Origin of the sequence: Vibrio sp. 10N.222.52.B7 (assembly GCF_041474275.1) — a bacterium.
In the GTDB taxonomy this organism is placed as follows: domain Bacteria; phylum Pseudomonadota; class Gammaproteobacteria; order Enterobacterales; family Vibrionaceae; genus Vibrio; species Vibrio crassostreae_C.
On record NZ_JBFRTU010000057.1, the window covers coordinates 20,692 to 37,650 of the forward strand.

At 44.1% G+C, this 16,959-nt stretch carries 13 protein-coding genes; 5 read left to right on the plus strand and 8 right to left on the minus strand.

Annotated elements, in window-relative coordinates:
- Positions 1-108: 108 nt before the first annotated feature.
- The 5 genes from mrdA to AB4512_RS15315 all read right to left on the minus strand — a co-directional run bounded on the left by mrdA (position 109) and on the right by AB4512_RS15315 (position 8,144).
- Positions 109-2,007: a penicillin-binding protein 2 gene (mrdA, locus tag AB4512_RS15295; protein WP_017060075.1), complete on the minus strand. Its 1,899-nt coding sequence runs from the start codon at positions 2,005-2,007 to the stop codon at positions 109-111.
- Positions 2,008-2,382: 375 nt separating this feature from the next.
- Positions 2,383-4,038 carry an ABC-ATPase domain-containing protein gene (locus AB4512_RS15300; protein WP_017060076.1) on the minus strand — a complete coding sequence of 552 codons (1,656 nt, stop codon included), beginning with the start codon at positions 4,036-4,038 and terminating at the stop codon, positions 2,383-2,385.
- Positions 4,039-4,158: 120 nt separating this feature from the next.
- Positions 4,159-6,066, minus strand: a complete 1,908-nt coding sequence (locus AB4512_RS15305; RefSeq protein ID WP_017060077.1) for a GGDEF and EAL domain-containing protein — start codon at positions 6,064-6,066, stop codon at positions 4,159-4,161.
- 179 nt (positions 6,067-6,245) lie between these two features.
- A complete protein-coding gene (gene fabV, locus AB4512_RS15310) occupies positions 6,246-7,445 on the minus strand; it encodes an enoyl-ACP reductase FabV (RefSeq protein ID WP_017067782.1) in 1,200 nt (399 codons plus the stop codon).
- Positions 7,446-7,526: 81 nt separating this feature from the next.
- Complete coding sequence (locus AB4512_RS15315; protein ID WP_372175142.1) at positions 7,527-8,144, minus strand: arylesterase; 618 nt, start codon at positions 8,142-8,144, stop codon at positions 7,527-7,529.
- Between AB4512_RS15315 and AB4512_RS15320 the strand changes: the two genes are divergently transcribed.
- The 3 genes from AB4512_RS15320 (at position 8,143) to AB4512_RS15330 (ending at position 13,244) form a co-directional block, all read left to right on the plus strand.
- Positions 8,143-8,817: an ABC transporter ATP-binding protein gene (locus AB4512_RS15320; RefSeq protein WP_004730959.1), complete on the plus strand. Its 675-nt coding sequence runs from the start codon at positions 8,143-8,145 to the stop codon at positions 8,815-8,817. The genes AB4512_RS15315 and AB4512_RS15320 overlap by 2 nt on opposite strands.
- Before the next feature lies 1 nt (position 8,818).
- A complete protein-coding gene (locus AB4512_RS15325; RefSeq protein ID WP_372175143.1) occupies positions 8,819-11,257 on the plus strand; it encodes an ABC transporter permease in 2,439 nt (812 codons plus the stop codon).
- Between the two features lie 532 nt (positions 11,258-11,789).
- Positions 11,790-13,244 (plus strand): FAD-dependent oxidoreductase, encoded by a 1,455-nt coding sequence (locus AB4512_RS15330; RefSeq protein WP_102333626.1) that lies wholly within the window; start codon positions 11,790-11,792, stop codon positions 13,242-13,244.
- 180 nt (positions 13,245-13,424) lie between these two features.
- On the opposite strand, the gene AB4512_RS15335 is transcribed toward AB4512_RS15330, so the two are convergent.
- The 3 genes from AB4512_RS15335 to AB4512_RS15345 all read right to left on the minus strand — a co-directional run bounded on the left by AB4512_RS15335 (position 13,425) and on the right by AB4512_RS15345 (position 15,998).
- On the minus strand, positions 13,425-14,375 hold the full coding sequence (locus AB4512_RS15335) for a biotin-dependent carboxyltransferase family protein (RefSeq protein WP_372058323.1): 951 nt from the start codon (positions 14,373-14,375) through the stop codon (positions 13,425-13,427).
- Entirely contained in the window at positions 14,368-15,120 is a 753-nt protein-coding gene (locus AB4512_RS15340) for an allophanate hydrolase subunit 1 (protein WP_372175144.1), read from the minus strand. Before AB4512_RS15340 ends, AB4512_RS15335 begins: the two co-directional genes overlap by 8 nt.
- Positions 15,121-15,254: 134 nt before the next feature.
- Positions 15,255-15,998 carry a 5-oxoprolinase subunit PxpA gene (locus tag AB4512_RS15345; protein ID WP_017060084.1) on the minus strand — a complete coding sequence of 248 codons (744 nt, stop codon included), beginning with the start codon at positions 15,996-15,998 and terminating at the stop codon, positions 15,255-15,257.
- A gap of 170 nt (positions 15,999-16,168) precedes the next feature.
- On the opposite strand from AB4512_RS15345, the gene AB4512_RS15350 reads away from it, so the two are divergent.
- Both AB4512_RS15350 and AB4512_RS15355 read left to right on the plus strand, forming a co-directional pair.
- Positions 16,169-16,384, plus strand: a complete 216-nt coding sequence (locus AB4512_RS15350) for a hypothetical protein (protein WP_372175145.1) — start codon at positions 16,169-16,171, stop codon at positions 16,382-16,384.
- Positions 16,374-16,910, plus strand: coding sequence for a YfiR family protein (locus tag AB4512_RS15355; RefSeq protein WP_372175146.1), 537 nt, complete (start codon positions 16,374-16,376; stop codon positions 16,908-16,910). The genes AB4512_RS15350 and AB4512_RS15355 overlap by 11 nt, the downstream gene beginning before the upstream one ends.
- Positions 16,911-16,959 lie beyond the last annotated feature (49 nt).

A 16,959-nucleotide genomic window follows, 5' to 3' on the forward strand; every position in this document is an offset into this window, starting at 1 on the left:
CTGTCTAATTGCTTAGAACCCTAAAACAGAAAGCCCCACATTGTGAGTGACACAAGTGGGGCTTTGTCGTTATTACGCTATGTGCTGTAGCGACTTAAGTTATTGGTGTTAGGAGTGATCTTTGCTTTCACCACTTTTATGTTCAAAGGCATAGTCGAGTACTTTACGGATATAAGGCGCACCAACTTTTGAGCCACCGTTACCGTGTTCAATAACCACAGTTGCGACATATTCAGGGTGTTCATACGGTGCGAAAGCCGTGTAAAGCGCATGGTCAAGCAAGTGTCTAGCGAGTTTCTTCGAGTTGTAGACCTGGTCTTTCGCAAGATCAAAGACTTGTGCAGTTCCTGATTTACCGCCGCTCGTGTATTCAGTTCCCTTAAATGCACGTCTGCCGCTGCCTCGATTACCGTGGTTTACGAGTCGCATCGCATTGATTGGCACATCCCAAATTCTATCCGGTACTTCGGTGATTGAGGGCATTGGCTCCGGTTCGACAAGTTGTTGTGTACTGAAATCTTCACCATGATCTAAGGTGGCTCTTAAGATATGAGGTGGCATCACCTTACCATGATTAACCAATACTGACGTTGCTTTAGCAAGTTGCATAGGTGTCGATGTCCAATAACCTTGGCCAATACCAATCGGAACTGTGTCACCCTGATACCAAGGGGTGCGATAACGCATCATCTTCCATTCTCGAGTCGGCATGTTGGCGGTACTTTCTTCATAGATATCAATGCCTGTCGGTTCACCAAATCCAAATCGGTTCATCCAACTTGAAATTCGGTCAATACCCAAATCGAAAGCGGTTTGATAGAAGAATGAATCTACCGACTCTTCAATGGCTTGAGTGACATCGACAGGTCCGTGACCCCAACGTTTCCAGTCACGCCACGATTTAGAGTTTCGTTTAGAGCCAGGAATTCTCCAAACGCCATGGTCGTTACGGATGGTATCTTCAGAGATGACATGTTCTTGCAGTCCTGCCACAGCCATAAATGGTTTAACGGTTGAGGCAGGAGGATAAACGCCTAGAGTGGTGCGGTTAACCAACGGGTGAGCCGGATCATTCAATAAACGTTGGTAGTTCTTACTCGAAATGCCGTCGACAAATAGGTTAGGGTCGTAACTCGGGCTTGATGCCATCGCCAACACGCTGTTGTCTTTCGGATCGAGAATAACCGCGCTTCCAGTTCGGTGATCAAGTTGCTCAAAGACGTATTTTTGCAGCTCAAGGTCAATATTTAACACGATATCTTTACCAGCTACTGGCGGCACGTACTCAATGGTTCGGACTATTCGCCCACGGCTGTTTACTTCGACTTCTTGATAACCTTTGGTGCCGTGCAGAATATCTTCGTAATAACGTTCAACACCCAGTTTTCCTATGATTGTTGTAGCTTGATAATTCGCTTCTATCCCTTGTTCTTCAAGCTTTCTGAGATCGCTATCATTGATGTGCGCCACGTAACCAAGAACATGGGTAAGCACCTCACCATTCGGGTAAAAACGCTTTAAGCTGGTATCGATAGATAAGCCGGGGAACTGGTACTGGTGCACGGAGAACTTGGCGATCTCTTCCTCCGTTAAGTTCTCTAGAATAGTCACAGATTTAAAACGGCGGGTGTTGTGATAGCGTTTTTTGAAACGAGCGATCTGCTCTGCATCACGGGGGACATATTTGTCTAGCTTGGTGAGCATTGCATCGACATCATCGGTTTGCTCAGGAATCATGGTTAGATCAAAGACAAGCTTGTTCTCTGCAAGCAACACGCCGTTACGGTCGTAAATAAGTCCACGAGTAGGGGCGATAGGTAATACTTTGATTCTGTTGCCATCGGCACGAGTTTGATAGCTTTTAAAATTTTCAACTTGAAGTCGGTATAGATTGCCGACTAAGACAAGAGTGAACATCAAGATCCCACAAAACGCGACGATTACGCGGTTTTTGAATAGGTTCACTTCGATTTTATGGTCACGCATCTTAACGCGTTTATGATTCATTGAAGCCTCAAGGGTCTGTTACATTTGGTTACACTTGTCGAATCGGGACTTTATCTGAATATCACTAGGGTTTTGTAAAAGCTGTGTCATTTTTGAGGGATCGACAGCATTAGATGGCGGTAAACAGTGCCTTTAATTTTCTCATTACAAAAGATGATAAGTAATTGATGTAAAGATTGGTTTTATGAATTTATAAAGTTCAAGAGTTTTGACGACACTAGAGGTTAGGTCAAAAGAGGTTAGATAAATTTACGGCCCTCAGAATGAGAGCCGTAGAAGGTTAATTTGCTTATTTAGTGGCTTAGAAGCTTTAGTAAATTAGAAGATTAAAACTTCAAAAACCTAGAAGCACAATAAATCCGATATTTAACGAAATCAGTTCGAAGGCTTGAACTGAGATTTACGCATACGGTTCAGAGCAGCCATCACATCTAACGTTCTTGGTTTCGCTAGGTCACCGTAGTTAGGCATGTTAGCGTGCCATTCGTTTTCTAAAATAGCGTTAAACTCTTTAGCAGGGTTGTTTGACCAACCTGGAGTTTGTGCGAATTGGAACCAAGCCCAACCGATCGCATTCACTTCAGACGGTGATTCTAATTGCTCAAGCGCAGAAAGGTCTGCAAACTCTTTACCAAAACGCAGTGACTCTTTGCCTTTAGCATTAACACGGAATTTACCGTCAGTCAGAATGTTCATCAGTGAAGCACGGTTCAATGAACGCGGTACAAACGTTTCTAAAGCAGTTTCACATTCGTTAGTACGCTGAGTAGGGTGCTGAGCAATCACGTCTTTTGCTTTTTCAGTCACATCTACCGCTTGGTAGTCGTGCATTTGAATCACAGTGTTCGCGACATCTAGGTAATCACCAGAGCCACCCATTACAACAATGGTAGAGATATCCATCTCTTCACGAAGCTGACCAATGCGGTCGACAAGTGGTGTGATTGGCTCATCGCCTTTTGACACTAGCGCTTGCATACGCTCGTCACGAATCATGAAGTTAGTCGCTGACGTATCTTCATCGATAAGTAGAGTTTGAACGCCGGCTTCAATCGATTCTTGTAACCAAGCCGCTTGAGACGTAGAACCTGACGCATCTTGTGTGCTGAAGTCAGATGTGTCTTTCTGCATTGGTAAATGGTTGATGTAGTTTGACAGGTTCAAGCTGTGCACACATCGACCATCTTCAGCGCGGATCTTCATCGTATCAATCGCAGTTACAATGCCTTCGCGACCGTCACCAGGAATATGGTTGTAGATAGAACGTTCAACGGCGTTCAACAGTGTCGATTTACCATGGAAACCACCACCAACGATCAGCGTAATGCCTTTTGGAATGCCTAGGCCGGTCACGTCACCTTGGTTTGGAGTATTTAACGTAACACTCAATGATTCTGGAGCCGCGAAAGGTACCGCGTCTTTCATTGGAAGGTCGCAGTTACCCGCGATACGAGGTAACACACTGCCGTTTGCAACGAAAGCGGCTAGGTTGTTTTCATCCAATTGAGCACGCAGCGCTTCTTGGTCTTCAATCGTTTCACAATGTTTGATCATTGCATCGATGTTTAACTCACGCTCAAGCGTCGCGCGACGAATAAACTTCGGTAAGTAGAAAGTGATGATGTTGTTCGCTTTCTTAGCAAGAATGCTACGACCATCAGCTGGTAAATTAATACGGAAACGAATTTCGATGCCGTGGTCTGTGAATACAACAGCTGTGTTGTCTAATACGGTTTGACCCGTCAGCGCGATAGAAACGGTCGACTCTTGTTTCGCGAACTCAGAGAAGCTACGTGCGATAAAGTCACGAGCGGCTACTTGGTATTCGTAAGATTTTTCTTTCAGCCAATCTAACCCGGTCAAAGACCACGCGCGCGTTGCACGAAAACGAGAAGCTGACGCGTATGGGTCACCTTGGATGTGGTCGATGTGTAATTCAAAATCAGCAAAGTCGTATTGACCTTTAATTTGTTGATATGCACGGTAGTTTTGTTTTTCGAGCTTTTTAAGCTTTGCAGTCAACTGATCCATAACGAGGAATGCCTATATAAGGGGAAAGATAAAAACAGAAAGGCGGCGATTATAAAAATCACCACCTTTAGAGTAAAGAGAAAGTAGGCCTAAATCCAAAACTAACTGCTCTTTTTCGCTTTAAGCGTAACGAGTTGTCCCCAAATAGTTTTGATTGATTAAGCTGTGTTCGAATTCTTGGCTCGGCATTGGTCTTCCGTAAAGGTAACCTTGGCCCACATCGCAGCCTTCGTTAATAATAAATTGCTCCTGAACCTCCGTTTCTATGCCTTCAATCGTCACTTTTAAGTCGAGCTTTTTGGCAATTTGGACAATAGAACGAACAATTTCCGAGTCTTCGTGTGAGTTGAGCATTTGGTCGATAAAGCTCTTATCAATCTTAATGGTGTCGAATGGGAACTTCTTCAGATAACTGAAGGAGGCGTAGCCCGTACCGAAGTCATCTAGTGACAATGTAACGCCAATATCGTGCAAAGATCCCAAGGTATTCTTGGCAACCACTTCATCTGCTATCAGTCCACTCTCCGTAACTTCAAGTTCTAAGAAACGAGGCTCTAAATGATAGGTTTCGAGTAGGTGAACCACTTGTTCCGCAAAGTGTACGTTCTTGAGTTGAATTGCAGACACATTCACAGCCATCTTGAAATCTTCAACGTATTCGGACCACTCTTTGGCTTTTTCAATCGCATTGCGTAAAACAAAGCTGCCCACTTCGAAAATCAAACCGTTTTGTTCAGCCATGTGGATCAGGGTTTCGTTAGAGATATCACCCAAAACAGGATGTCGCCAACGAAGCAAAGCTTCAGCACCGACCCAGCGATGCGTCAACGGGCTAACTTTGGGTTGAAAGTAGAGCATAAGGTCATCATTACGAACGGCTTGAAGCAAATAGCCTTCGATCTTATTAATGTGAGTTTGTTCTTCGGTATGGGATTGAGAGTAGTAAGCGAACTTTTGTCCTGAATCTTTGCAGGCTAACATCGCTTCAGAAGATTTCTGCAGAATGCTTTCCGCGTCATCTTCGTCGTTCGTAATTGCAATCCCAATAAACGCGTGCAAATGCACTTTGTCACTTTCGATGTCGAATTCTGAATGACCAACTTTAACGAGCGTCTGGCAAAGTTCTTCAAGGCGATGGTGTAAATCTTTAACGCTAAACGCCAATACGAGGTCAACCGAAGTAGGGCGTGCAGTTAATACATCGATATCAGAAATACAGTCGATGCGTTTTCGGTATTCAACAAGCACTTGGTCTAACGCGTTATAGCCGTAGCGTGCTTGTATGCGTCTACCGTTGGTAAAACCAATATGAACGACTGCAAATGAGCTGTCTGTCAGCCTTCTCTGTGACAGTAGCTTGTGGTTTAAGCGAGATTCAAATGCGTTTCGGTTTAAAAAGCCGGTGCCGAGGTCGTGATTCTTTTGGAAGTTAATCTTCTGTTCAGCCGCTTTTCGTTTATCAATTTCTTGATTCAACGAGTAATTAAGGCTCGCGAGATCTTTAGTGCGATTGTAAACGCGGTTTTTTAGGTCGCGATTCATTTGGGTAAGCTTGGCGTGTTGGAATAGGGTTTTAAGCTGAGATTCAATCGAAGTCCGAAAGCTCTCTAACAGTTTGATATAAGTAGGGGTGTAGTGATTCTCTTTCGAGTCCAAGATACAAATGGTGCCAAACAGTTCACCGTTAGGCCAAAGTAATGGAATACCACAATAGGAGACTAAGCCGAGTTTGATGTCTGGGTTGTTGTCCCACTTAGGATCGGCAAGCGCGTTAGGCACAAGAAGCTGTCGTTGAGTTTCCATCACTGTTTCGCAGTACAGCCCATTCCCCAGCGTTTCAGAATCACCTTTGTTGTATGGGTTGTTCTCGCTACGACTGGTTGAAAAAACTTCAATGTAATTGGCGTGAACACGCATGATTAGTGCTGCGGGCACTTGAGTAATTTGAGCTAAGAGGTCGACAATATTCTGCCAACCGTGCTCCATATCGTCTGGGATATCTAAATCGAGAGTTTTTATTTTCTTCATATGACTCCGAGTCAATTATGCTAAATGCATCAACACATCCTGTGTTAATTATGATGAACCAAAGAAAACTGTGAATCTTACGTTAACTAAGTATAAGAAATGTTGCACGAAAAAACCTCCGCAATTATGCAGAGGTTTTCAAATGTGAATCCGGGTCTCAGTAATGAGATAATTTTAGATTAAGGCTTTAACTTTATAAAATCTTCTGTATTAAGTTTCTGGCTATAATCTACCGATGGTTGAGCAAACCCATTTAATTGTAGAAATTCTTCTTTAAACCCTTGGTAATCCCCTAAGGTTTGGAAGTTATTTTCGTCCATCTTTTCTAGCAGTTCAGTTACGTGCGCTTGGGTTTCTGGGTCTAATTCCCAATCATCCATACGGATCAATCGCTCACCATCAAGTGGTACTTTGGATTGACCATAAAGTTTACTGCCAAACAGACGCTGCATTTGTTGGATACAACCTTCGTGGGTCTCTTTCTCTTTCATCACCTTATACAAAGCAAGTAAGTAAGGGCTTAATCCAGGGATGAAAACGCTCGCTTTAGTGACTAGGGCTTTACATACCGCCGCGTAAGCGTTGCCATCAAAGTTAGCTAACTCTAGATTAAGAGCGTGGCTGGTTTGGTGAAGGTCGATCTTAGCGCGTCCCAATGTACCGTCTAAATAGATAGGATGTGTGACTTCTGGACCCACATAAGAAAACGCGATTGTCTTACAACCCGGAGCAATAGATTCTGCGTTGATGAGCTCATCTATCCATTGTTCCCAATCTTCGCCTCCCATCACTTTGAGTGTGCTTTCGGCTTCTTCTTCCGTCGCGGCTTCAAGCGTGTTGGTGACCCAGTTGTCGTGTTCCAGAGAAATGGTTGCGCCAGTTACGCTTTCACCAATAGGTTTGATGGCAGAGCGCCAAAACTCATCGGAATCTGGTTTAGGACGAACGCCTGCAGCTAAGCTATAGATAATCAGATCCACTTCACCTTCGAAGTAGGTTTCAATGGCTTCGACAACTTGTGAGCGTGTTTCTTGCGAAAATGCGTCGCCAACGATGTTGATAGCAGTGCGTTGCTCTCGTTCGGCTTCTTTTTTGAAGTAGATGTTGTTGTACCAACCAGCACTACCTAGGGATTTTTCGTTTGGACCGCGCTCGAATGAGACGCCGATAGTGTCAGCTTTTGCGCCGCCAAAGGTAAGGGCAATACGAGCGGCAAGGCCAAAGCCTGAGGAAGCGCCGATAATCAGTACTCGTTTAGGGCCATCTTTGATTTGCGGCGCACTCTTAACAAACTTGATTTGTTGCTTTACGGCTTCTTGACAGCCAAGAGGGTGAGCGCTTTTGGCTACCACACCCTTGATAACAGGTTCGATCAGCATAAATAACCTTACAGTTAACGGTGATATGCACTCAGGCTAACGTAAAGCTGTGTAAAATTTATTGAGCTAGACCATTAAAACTTAAAGATACTGATATAATTCTTCGGCGACGAATTCAGCAATCCAAGGTTGAGCTTCTGGTTTTGGATGCAGTCCATCGTTCATCATCCACTCAGGTTTGAGGATGATATGCTCTAGGAAAAACGGCAAAAGTGGCACGTTTTGTTGATCAGCAAGCGCTGCAAAAACGTATTCAAACTGCTGGTTGTAACGCTTTCCGTAATTTGGTGGGATTTTAATCTGCATCATTATAGGTTTGGCGCCCGCAGCTTTTATCTGCTCAATGATCTGCTCAAGATTTTCAGACATCAGCTTAGGTGGGAAACCACGAAGTCCATCATTCGCACCAAGTTCGATAAGAACGGTGTCTGGAGCATGTTCTTCAAGCAATTGTGGTAGGCGGGCTAAACCATTGCCCGTTGTATCACCAGAAATACTCCCGTTAACCACGGTTACCGTTTTGTCATGCTTTGCTAACGCGTCTGGTAACAGGCTTGGCCAACTCTGTTTGATGTCCATGTTGTAACCAGCACTCAGGCTATCACCAAGGACCAGTAACTTAGAATCTAAGCGGGTATCTTGAGCCAAAGAAGCGGTTGAAAATAAAATAAAGAATAAAAAGGAAATTAGTCGAGTCATGCATACATCCATCATTAAAGCAGAAGCTGTTTCGAAGACAGTGTCTACTAATCAAGAACATTTAACAATCCTAGAGCACGTCGATATCGATATTCGTGAAGGCGAAACTGTCGCGATTGTCGGCACGTCTGGCGCGGGTAAATCGACCTTAATGACGCTGCTTGCTGGTCTTGATGTACCAACGAAAGGCGAAATCAGTTTATTAGGACAGCCACTTTCACAGCTTGATGACGAGGCAAGAGCGAAGATCCGCAGTGAATCGGTAGGGTTTGTATTTCAAAGCTTCTTGTTAATTCCAAGTCTTTCAGCGCTACAAAATGTCACGTTACCTTGTTTGTTAAAGGGAGAAGACGAAGACATCGAACGCGCGACTGCTCTGCTTGAATCAGTAGGCTTGAAAGACAGGCTTGATCACTTACCGTCGCAGCTATCGGGTGGTGAACAACAAAGGGTCGCGTTGGCGCGCGCATTTATGATTAAGCCAAAAATTCTTTTTGCCGATGAACCCACAGGCAACCTAGACCAACAAACGGCAGCCAAAATTGTTGAGTTGTTGTTTGAATTGAACTCATCCCACGGCACAACTTTAGTTTTGGTGACACACGATCCTAAGCTTGCACAACGTTGCCAAAGAACACTCAAGATGCATGTCGGTCAGATAGAGGAAGTCTAAATTGAATTCATCAAACGGACTGAATAAACGCCTGTTTTCATGGAGTATCGAAGAGATTCGACACGGTCAGCTTTGGCCAGTTTCAATCGCTTTAACGCTTATTATTGCTTGTGTATTTGCATTGTCGGCGTTGGCCGAACGTATGGAGCAGGTAATTGTTAAGCAGGGCAAAGATGCGCTTACTGCCGATATCGTGTTTATCTCAGCAAACCCAGTTCCACAATCCTTATTAGACCTCACTCAAGTTGAACAGTTAGAAAGCTCTCAGTTGACTCGTTTTTCAACCATGGCATTCAGTGACAACTCGATGCAGTTAGTGACGGTGAAAGCGGTTGAAAGTAATTATCCATTACGCGGTGAAATGATCTTAGTGGGTGCTGATAAAGCATCAAGTAACCATGTTGAGCCAGGGGAACTTTGGTTAGACGAGCGTATATTTGCACAGTTAGAGGTTGAGATTGGTGACGTTGTCACTGTTGGCGATGCCGATTTAGCGATAACTGGACGAATCACTCAAGAACCAGGCTTAAGCTTTAACCCATTCCAACAGATGCCAGCCGTTCTGATTCATACAAGCGATATTGATGCCACGGGAGCGATTCAACCGGGCAGTCGCGTTAGCTTTAGATTGTTTTTAAATGGTGATGAATCGAAACTCAAAGCCGCACAAGACAGTATCGAACTGACACCAAGTGACCGCTGGCGTACACAAGACTCAGCCAGTCGTACCAACGACATGTTCGAAAGCACCACTCAATACTTATCACTAACGGTAGCTATCGTAGTGATCATGGCTGCGACCACTTTGGTACTCACTTGCCAACATTATGTTGCGAGTCGTCGTAAAACCATCGCGATGCTTAAGAGTTTAGGTGCAAGCAAGCAGTGGATCGTTAAATGGTTGTCTGTACAGGTATCTTTGTTAGTGGTTATCGGTGCAGTACTGGGAATAACCATCGGTATCGGCTTGGAGTTTTTGCTTCGTATACCTCTGGGCGACTTATTACCAACGCCACTTCCTAGCTATGGTATTGAACCTGCAATCTTGGCGATTTTATCAAGCATCCTAATTGGTGTTCCTGCTCTTGGTATCCCGTTAATTGGCTTGGTCAACACCTCGGCAATCAGCGTTATCCAATCAAGTCACCAGTCCAATGAAAGCTACAAGAAATATTTGTTGTTACTGGTACCGATTATTCCAATGATGCTGATGTATGGCGACAATCTATTGGTATGGATAGTTTTAGCGGGTATCGCTTGCCTGTTCTTAGTGCTTGCGGTCGTCAGTACGCTTGTTCTGCGTTTAGTTAGTAAGTTGCCGACATCGACATCGATGCGTTTGGCATTGAGTCGAATTAATCGCACACCTTTAGCAACTGGGATTCAATTTGGCTCTTTAGCGCTTTCACTGATGTTGCTGTCTATCATCTGGTTGGTAAGAAGTGATTTACTGTCAGATTGGCAACAAACCTTACCCGAGAACGCACCGAATGCGTTTGCACTTAACATTGCAAGCTATGAGAAAGACAGTTATCTCGAGACGATTGATGCAAACGAAGTAGAGCGTACTCAAGCGTTTCCAATTATCCGAGGACGACTGACGACGATAAACGGTGTTGAAGCGTCGGAATACAGCGATACCTCAGGCGAAACAGACGCACTAAGTCGAGAGATCAACTTCACTTGGGGAGATAGCTTACCCGAGTACAATGAAGTGTTAGAAGGTAACTGGACGCAAGAGCATGGCGTATCTGTGGAATCGGATGTCGCGGAGCAACTGGATCTAAAGATTGGCGATGAGCTGTCATTCACAATCAACAGCCAGAATGTTTCTGCCAAGGTGAATAGCATCCGCAAAGTCGAGTGGCGAGAAATGAAGCCGAACTTCTACTTCATTTTTACTCCAGATGTCTTGAGTTCAATCCCTTCTACTTGGCTAGTGAGCTTCAGATTAGAAGAACAACACAATCAGATGCTCAACGAACTCTCTCGAAATCATCCAACCGTGAGTTTGATGGATATTCGTAAGATGGGTAGCAAGATCCAAGAGTTGCTTAAGCAGATTGTTTGGTCGATTACCGTACTTGCGGCGTTAGGTGTGGTGGCGGGGCTGTTGCTTATCTTCACTCTATTGCGATTGAGCTTATCTCAAAGACAACAAGAGATACGCTTGTATCGAACATTAGGCGCGAGTAAGAAGCGAATTCTCAATACTATTTGGTGTGAGTACGGTTTAATGGCGTTAGTCGCAGGCTCAATTGCAGCCCTTGGTTCTGAGCTCAGCGTGGCAGGAGTGATGAACTTTGGTTTTGAGTTACAACCTTCACTTCACCCGATGTTGTGGATAGCGCTACCGGTGCTAACGTTCATCACATTAGCCGCGGTAGTGAATAGCTTAATCAAACGTTTGTTGGCACCAGTAAACAAGGATTTTGGCTAGTCGTTAGCGAGATCTAGCCAAGCGCTTAAAACGGTCTAAAAGTGAGATTATTTATACTTAGTCATGCACTATTTATAATACGTCGCTTTAGACCGTTTTTTATTTAACCAACCGGTAGCATAAGTAAAAAATATCGCACCTTAGATTCCACTGTTTTTAGCATTTTTTAAAACTAATTACCCAATAGTGCCGATTTAATGAACAGCGGTTAGTCCCTGTAAACAAAGGGTTTGCGCAACTTAGCAAGAACGTTATCAACAGTTATCCACAAAAACGGTGGATAACTTTAGGGATAAGTTAACCGCTATGTTTTAAGAGTACTGAGGCAGCCTTTATGTGGCGTCACTTAGGACAAATTTGACTGTTAGAATAACCTTTAAAACCCTATCTGGAGTTATTGAGTCAAGAGATTATTTATGTTTTTTACATAGATATTAAATCCCGCCTATCTAAGACCTTGATAAAAATGTGTTTTAATTCATCGCAGAACAAAAGTAGAATAGAGGCAGTTAATCTTATTCTACAGAACACGATGAACCACAACAAAACGGATACAAATCAACCTTCTATTGCCATTGTTGGTGGTGGTATTGCCGGAACAACGAGCGCGATTCACTTTAGTGAGTTGGGTTTTAAGGTCACTATCTTAGAAAAAGGGCCGAGTTTGGTTAATGGTCCACCAATTTGCCACCTGCACGCTGGCGGCAATTTGTATCGAGATATTTCTGTAGAGCAGTGTCTTCAGTTGCTCACGCAGTCAATTGATACCGTCCGCTTATTTCCTCATACGATCAATATTCGTCCGACAATCATCGCCGTTCCGCACAGTGATGGTGGAGAGCCGTTGGATCTGCTTCCTCGTCTCAAGATAATCAAAAGCGCTTATGCCGATCTTGTTAAACAAGATAAAAGCAACCAAGTGCTCGGTGATCCGGAAGAGTATTATAAGCTGTACAGCAAAGAAGATTTATTAGCACTTTCTGCGAAAACACAGCCTCTGAAACCAACATCGCTTGATGATTGGTGTATTCCTTTCGCCAAGCATACGGATTTAGAGACCCTAAAGTATCCTGTTGCGATGGTCCAAGAGTATGGCTGGAGCGTATTCCGACTTTCTGCGACCGCTCAACTCTCTTTGGGGCAACAAGCTAACTGTACTGTGTTAACCAACAGCCGATTACATTCTGTTGAGTCGACAGGTCAAGGTTGGTCTTTGACTTATACCGATGCCGAAAACCAAAGCTGCCAACTAACGACCGATTACTTGATTAATGCGAGTGGGTTTGAAACGGGTATCGTAGATGACTTTGTTGGCTCTAAGCAGCAAAGACTTGTTGAGTTTAAAGCTGCATACGTTACAGAGTGGCCATATTCGCAAGAATGTAAGGAAGAGTGGCCAGAAGTTATCTTCCATGGCCCGAGAGGCACACCGCAAGGCATGGCGCAATTAACGCCGTATGCTGATGGTGTATTCCAACTTCACGGCATGACAGAAGGGATTACTCTGTTTGAGGGTGGGCTTGTTTCATCGTCAACAGACTCGTCACAGCCACAGTTGCCTTCGAAGCTGCTTAAGAAAATCGTATCGGGTTGGAGTGAAGATCAGCTTGAATTAAGAACTCGCGCGGCAATAACGCATATGTCTCAGTTCATCCCAAGTTTCAGTTCTGCATTGGTCGGTGGTAAACCTTTGTTTGGTGCACAACAGATTCCGGGAACCGATCCAAGCTTAAGAGCTTCAGACGTTTCATTCTGTGGGGATCGCTATGCTCGACTTGAAGTAGTAAAAGCTTCTTCAACATTAGAAGCGGCACAAAAGGTCGCTGAGCAATGGTTTGATGTATCAGAGGCGGCATCTATTGAAGACACACACTCAGTGACAATGTCACTTAATCTAAATGATATTGAAAACAGAGCGATAGATTTGACACAAGAACGTGGATACCCAGAAGCGCTTGCCAAGGTGTCAGGTCAAGATCACGCTTAATAGCCTATAATTAGTCTATCATCATCGACTGCGTTTAATTTCTTCAATTCGGCTTACTGTAATAGGTAAGCCGAATCTTCATTTCAACATCTGCTTAGATACCGAACCTCATCTAAATGACATCTTCCTAGTTGATTATTCTCAGCTACATAGCATTTAGCACATAACACATCGCAAAAACTAATAGCCGAAAAACTGAGCCCATTGGCACCAAACATCTTGTAAGCCCAAGCGATCGCCCTTGCTGAACGATATCGCATGTCCAGGTTTTGCTTGCGCCAAGCGTGGTAAATCGATTCTGGCGACACATCCTATCTTCGGATAACCACCTATGGTCTGTCTATCATTAAGCAGCACGATAGGCTGTCCATCTTGTGGAATTTGAATCGCACCTAGGGCAATGCCTTCTGACAATAGCGAAATGTCAGGCGAGTCGACGGGTTCGCCACTGAGTCGATAACCCATCCGATTTGAGTTTTGGTCAACGTGATACTGCGCGTTATACAAAGTCTCTTTTGCTGACTCGGAGAATAGCTCGCTTTGATAGCCTTCAATCACTCGTAGGTTCACGGGTAGATTGTAATCAGGCGTGTATCGGAAGGTAACACTCAACGCTTTAAATGGATGAGAGAGTTGGTGTTGGGTAAAAGCGATTTGTTGCCCTTGCTGGCATGGCTCGCCATCTTGCGTTAATCCACCAATCTTTTCACGAGTGACTGTAGAGCAGCTATCAAGAGTTGATGGAACATCGAAACCGCCCTTAATGGCTAAATACGCCCTTAGACCATTTTTAGGCAAACCAAATGAGAGAACTTGCCCCTTAAAAGCTTGAAAAGTGCTCCAGTTAGCCTGTGGTTTACCATCGAGTTTCGCTTGTAAATCACCCCCGCATAGTGCCATCTCGCAATCAAAATCGATTCTCAACGCACATTGCCCAAGCGTGATTTCCAACGCCGCTTGGTTGACTGGGTTGCCCAATAGATGGTTAGCCCAGCTATAAGAGTAGTCATCAACCGGTCCACCTTGCGTTAATCCAAGATGAGCAACACCAAATCGCCCAAAGTCTTGAATCAAACTCAACGGGCCGGGCTTAATCACTGTCAGTGTTGGTTTAGTTTTTGTCTTAGCCATTTACGATGCCTCCACCCAACTCTACAAATTCTTTTTTTGAAATCGCTATGAAACGGACGGTATCACCAACATTAAGCAGAGACAGTGGTCTTTGCGTGATATCGGCGTTCTTCAACTGGCTATGATCGAACAACGGAAGTGGGCAATTGCCAATAATATTCCAACCGCCCGGTGAATCCGAAGGGTACACAGCTGTTTTCGTATCCGCGATGGCGATACTGCCTTTGGGCACAATTAAGCGGGGTGTGGAGTGACGGGGCAAGGCAAGCTCATTAACCACATCCGACATAAAGGCAAAGCCAGGCGTAAACCCAATCGCACTGACGCTGTATGTCTGTGAGGTGTGATGTTGAATTATCTGGTCGAGCGACAGGCCTTTGTTTTGATATCGGTCTAAATCGAGCGCCGTTTCTGGTGAGTAATAGGCAGGAAGCTCAATCGTATCGCGAGTTTTACTAACAATAGAAAAGGACGACAGAGCATGACTCAACAAATTATTGAGCTGTTCAATGAGCTGCTGTTCTGATATTCGATAAGGGAGGTAATCGACCAATATTGTTTGGTAAGCCGGTGTCACATTCATCAACACCGATGCTAAGTTTTGGCGAATGGCATCGGAAAAGTGAGCTATGTATTGCGCATATTCGGCGCTAGATTGATTATTTGAAGGCGATAGCGTCAAGGTCACCAAAACGCTGCATTCCGCGACTGGCGCTATATTGAATTCAATCTGATTCGTCGTCATTTCGTTTCCATACGTTTGTTATCTTGCCTTTTTTAGCTTACTTGGCGTGTCTCACTTCCGTGTCCAAGCCAATACAAATCAATTAGATCTCACGAGCGATTAGACCATGCGTCATACCAATCACACGCTTCATACTAATTAAAAGCGTTGAGGTCTTGTCTGATTTTTCTAATTAATGCGATGGATTGAGGGTTATCACCATGAACACAGATAGTATCAGCTTCAATAGGCAGTCTTTCGCCCTCTAAAGTCGTAACCGAGCCATAGTTAATGATTTGCATAACTTGGTTATAGATATCGTCTTGATTGACGTAAACCGAGCCTTTTTGAGTACGTGGCGCTAATTGTCCGTTATTTAAATAAGCACGGTCGGCAAACGCTTCAAACAAGAGAGGCAAGTCATGGTCGTCAGCAATATCCAAATACTGTTGATTGTCTGATGAAGAGAGAATCATCAACGGGATGTTAAACTCAGCGACGGCTTGGGCTACCGCATTGAACACATCAATGTTTGCCATCATATCGTTATAAAGAGCGCCATGAGGTTTCACATAGCCAACAGTGGTATGGTGATAGCGGCAAAGGGCTTGTAATGCACCGACTTGATAACAAACCAGCTCACTGATTTCGTCCATGGTGTGTGGAATAGAACGGCGACCAAAACCAACGAGATCTTGATAACCGGGATGAGCACCAATTTGGGTGTGATAGTGCTGCGCCAGTTTTATCGTCTTGGACATAACGTGCGGATCAGACGCGTGGAAGCCACAAGCGATGTTTGCCATATCGACCCATTCCATGACCGACTCGTCATCGCCCATCTTCCAATTGCCGAAACTTTCTCCCATGTCGCAATTAAGCAAAATCTTCGTTGTCACGTGGTGCTAATCCTTTACGTTGAGGTAAGTAATGACGGTCTTATAAATACCATAAATAAACAGTGACCTAACTCAAACTTTCGACACCGTAGATTTACCAGTATGGCATTTCATATATAGTTGAACTATTGATTAAAGGATTAATATCTATCTGTATATTAGGTGAGCACATGATATCCTGCCAGGTTTGCTTAGGACTAGCATTAACGATACCTGTTTTTGTCTCTGCTCAAGAAAACTCTCTAGACCAGCTCATGTCGATGAGCCTTGAAGAGTTGTCTATGTTAGATGTTGAAATGGAAACGGCTCCGAAAGTGACACAAAAACTTACCGAGATTTGTGTCAACCAAGAGTCCGTATATGTGAGGATCTCTCATGAATTCTAAATGGCTTAAGCACCGCATTAAGCTCGGCTTATCTATACTAGGCTTAGCGGCTTTAACGATGCTTATTGTGCCGTTGAACACCTCAGCTGCTAGCTTCAAACCTTATGAAGTGAAAGCGGTGTACCTTTTTAGAATTGCGAATTTTATACGTTGGAATGATGAAAGCTCAATGAACGCTGTGAACTTTTGTGTGATTGGCGATGAAAAGGTAAGCCAAGTGCTAACGTCAATTACCGAGGGGAAATCTATTCGTTCGCTCGCTATCCGAGTTCAACAGTCGATTACTTCTAAGTGTGATATTACGTATTTGTCTGACCGTAAAAATGACCAATTTCTTAGTCAAGAGCACTCGCCACATACTGTGACAATCAGTGATATCCCTAACTTTACGGACTTAGGTGGAATCATTGAACTCACGCACATCGATAATAAGCTCAAACCTAAGATCAATCTAGAGAACGCAAGGCGCGGTGACTACGTCATTGGCTCGAACCTGTTACGAATCGCTATAGTGGAGGGCCAATAATGTTGTCTTTCATTAATAACATATCGATTAAAAACAAGCTGATATTACC

Excerpts from the sequence above, each read along its gene's own strand:
- mrdA (WP_017060075.1), bottom strand. The coding sequence starts at position 2,007 with ATGAATCATAAACGCGTTAAGATGCGTGACCATAAAATCGAAGTGAAC.
- AB4512_RS15300 (WP_017060076.1), bottom strand. The coding sequence starts at position 4,038 with ATGGATCAGTTGACTGCAAAGCTTAAAAAGCTCGAAAAACAAAACTAC.
- AB4512_RS15305 (WP_017060077.1), bottom strand. The coding sequence starts at position 6,066 with ATGAAGAAAATAAAAACTCTCGATTTAGATATCCCAGACGATATGGAG.
- fabV (WP_017067782.1), bottom strand. The coding sequence starts at position 7,445 with ATGCTGATCGAACCTGTTATCAAGGGTGTGGTAGCCAAAAGCGCTCAC.
- AB4512_RS15320 (WP_004730959.1), top strand. The coding sequence starts at position 8,143 with ATGCATACATCCATCATTAAAGCAGAAGCTGTTTCGAAGACAGTGTCT.
- AB4512_RS15315 (WP_372175142.1), bottom strand. The coding sequence starts at position 8,144 with ATGACTCGACTAATTTCCTTTTTATTCTTTATTTTATTTTCAACCGCT.
- AB4512_RS15330 (WP_102333626.1), top strand. The coding sequence starts at position 11,790 with ATGAACCACAACAAAACGGATACAAATCAACCTTCTATTGCCATTGTT.
- AB4512_RS15335 (WP_372058323.1), bottom strand. The coding sequence starts at position 14,375 with ATGGCTAAGACAAAAACTAAACCAACACTGACAGTGATTAAGCCCGGC.
- AB4512_RS15340 (WP_372175144.1), bottom strand. The coding sequence starts at position 15,120 with ATGACGACGAATCAGATTGAATTCAATATAGCGCCAGTCGCGGAATGC.
- AB4512_RS15350 (WP_372175145.1), top strand. The coding sequence starts at position 16,169 with ATGATATCCTGCCAGGTTTGCTTAGGACTAGCATTAACGATACCTGTT.
- AB4512_RS15355 (WP_372175146.1), top strand. The coding sequence starts at position 16,374 with ATGAATTCTAAATGGCTTAAGCACCGCATTAAGCTCGGCTTATCTATA.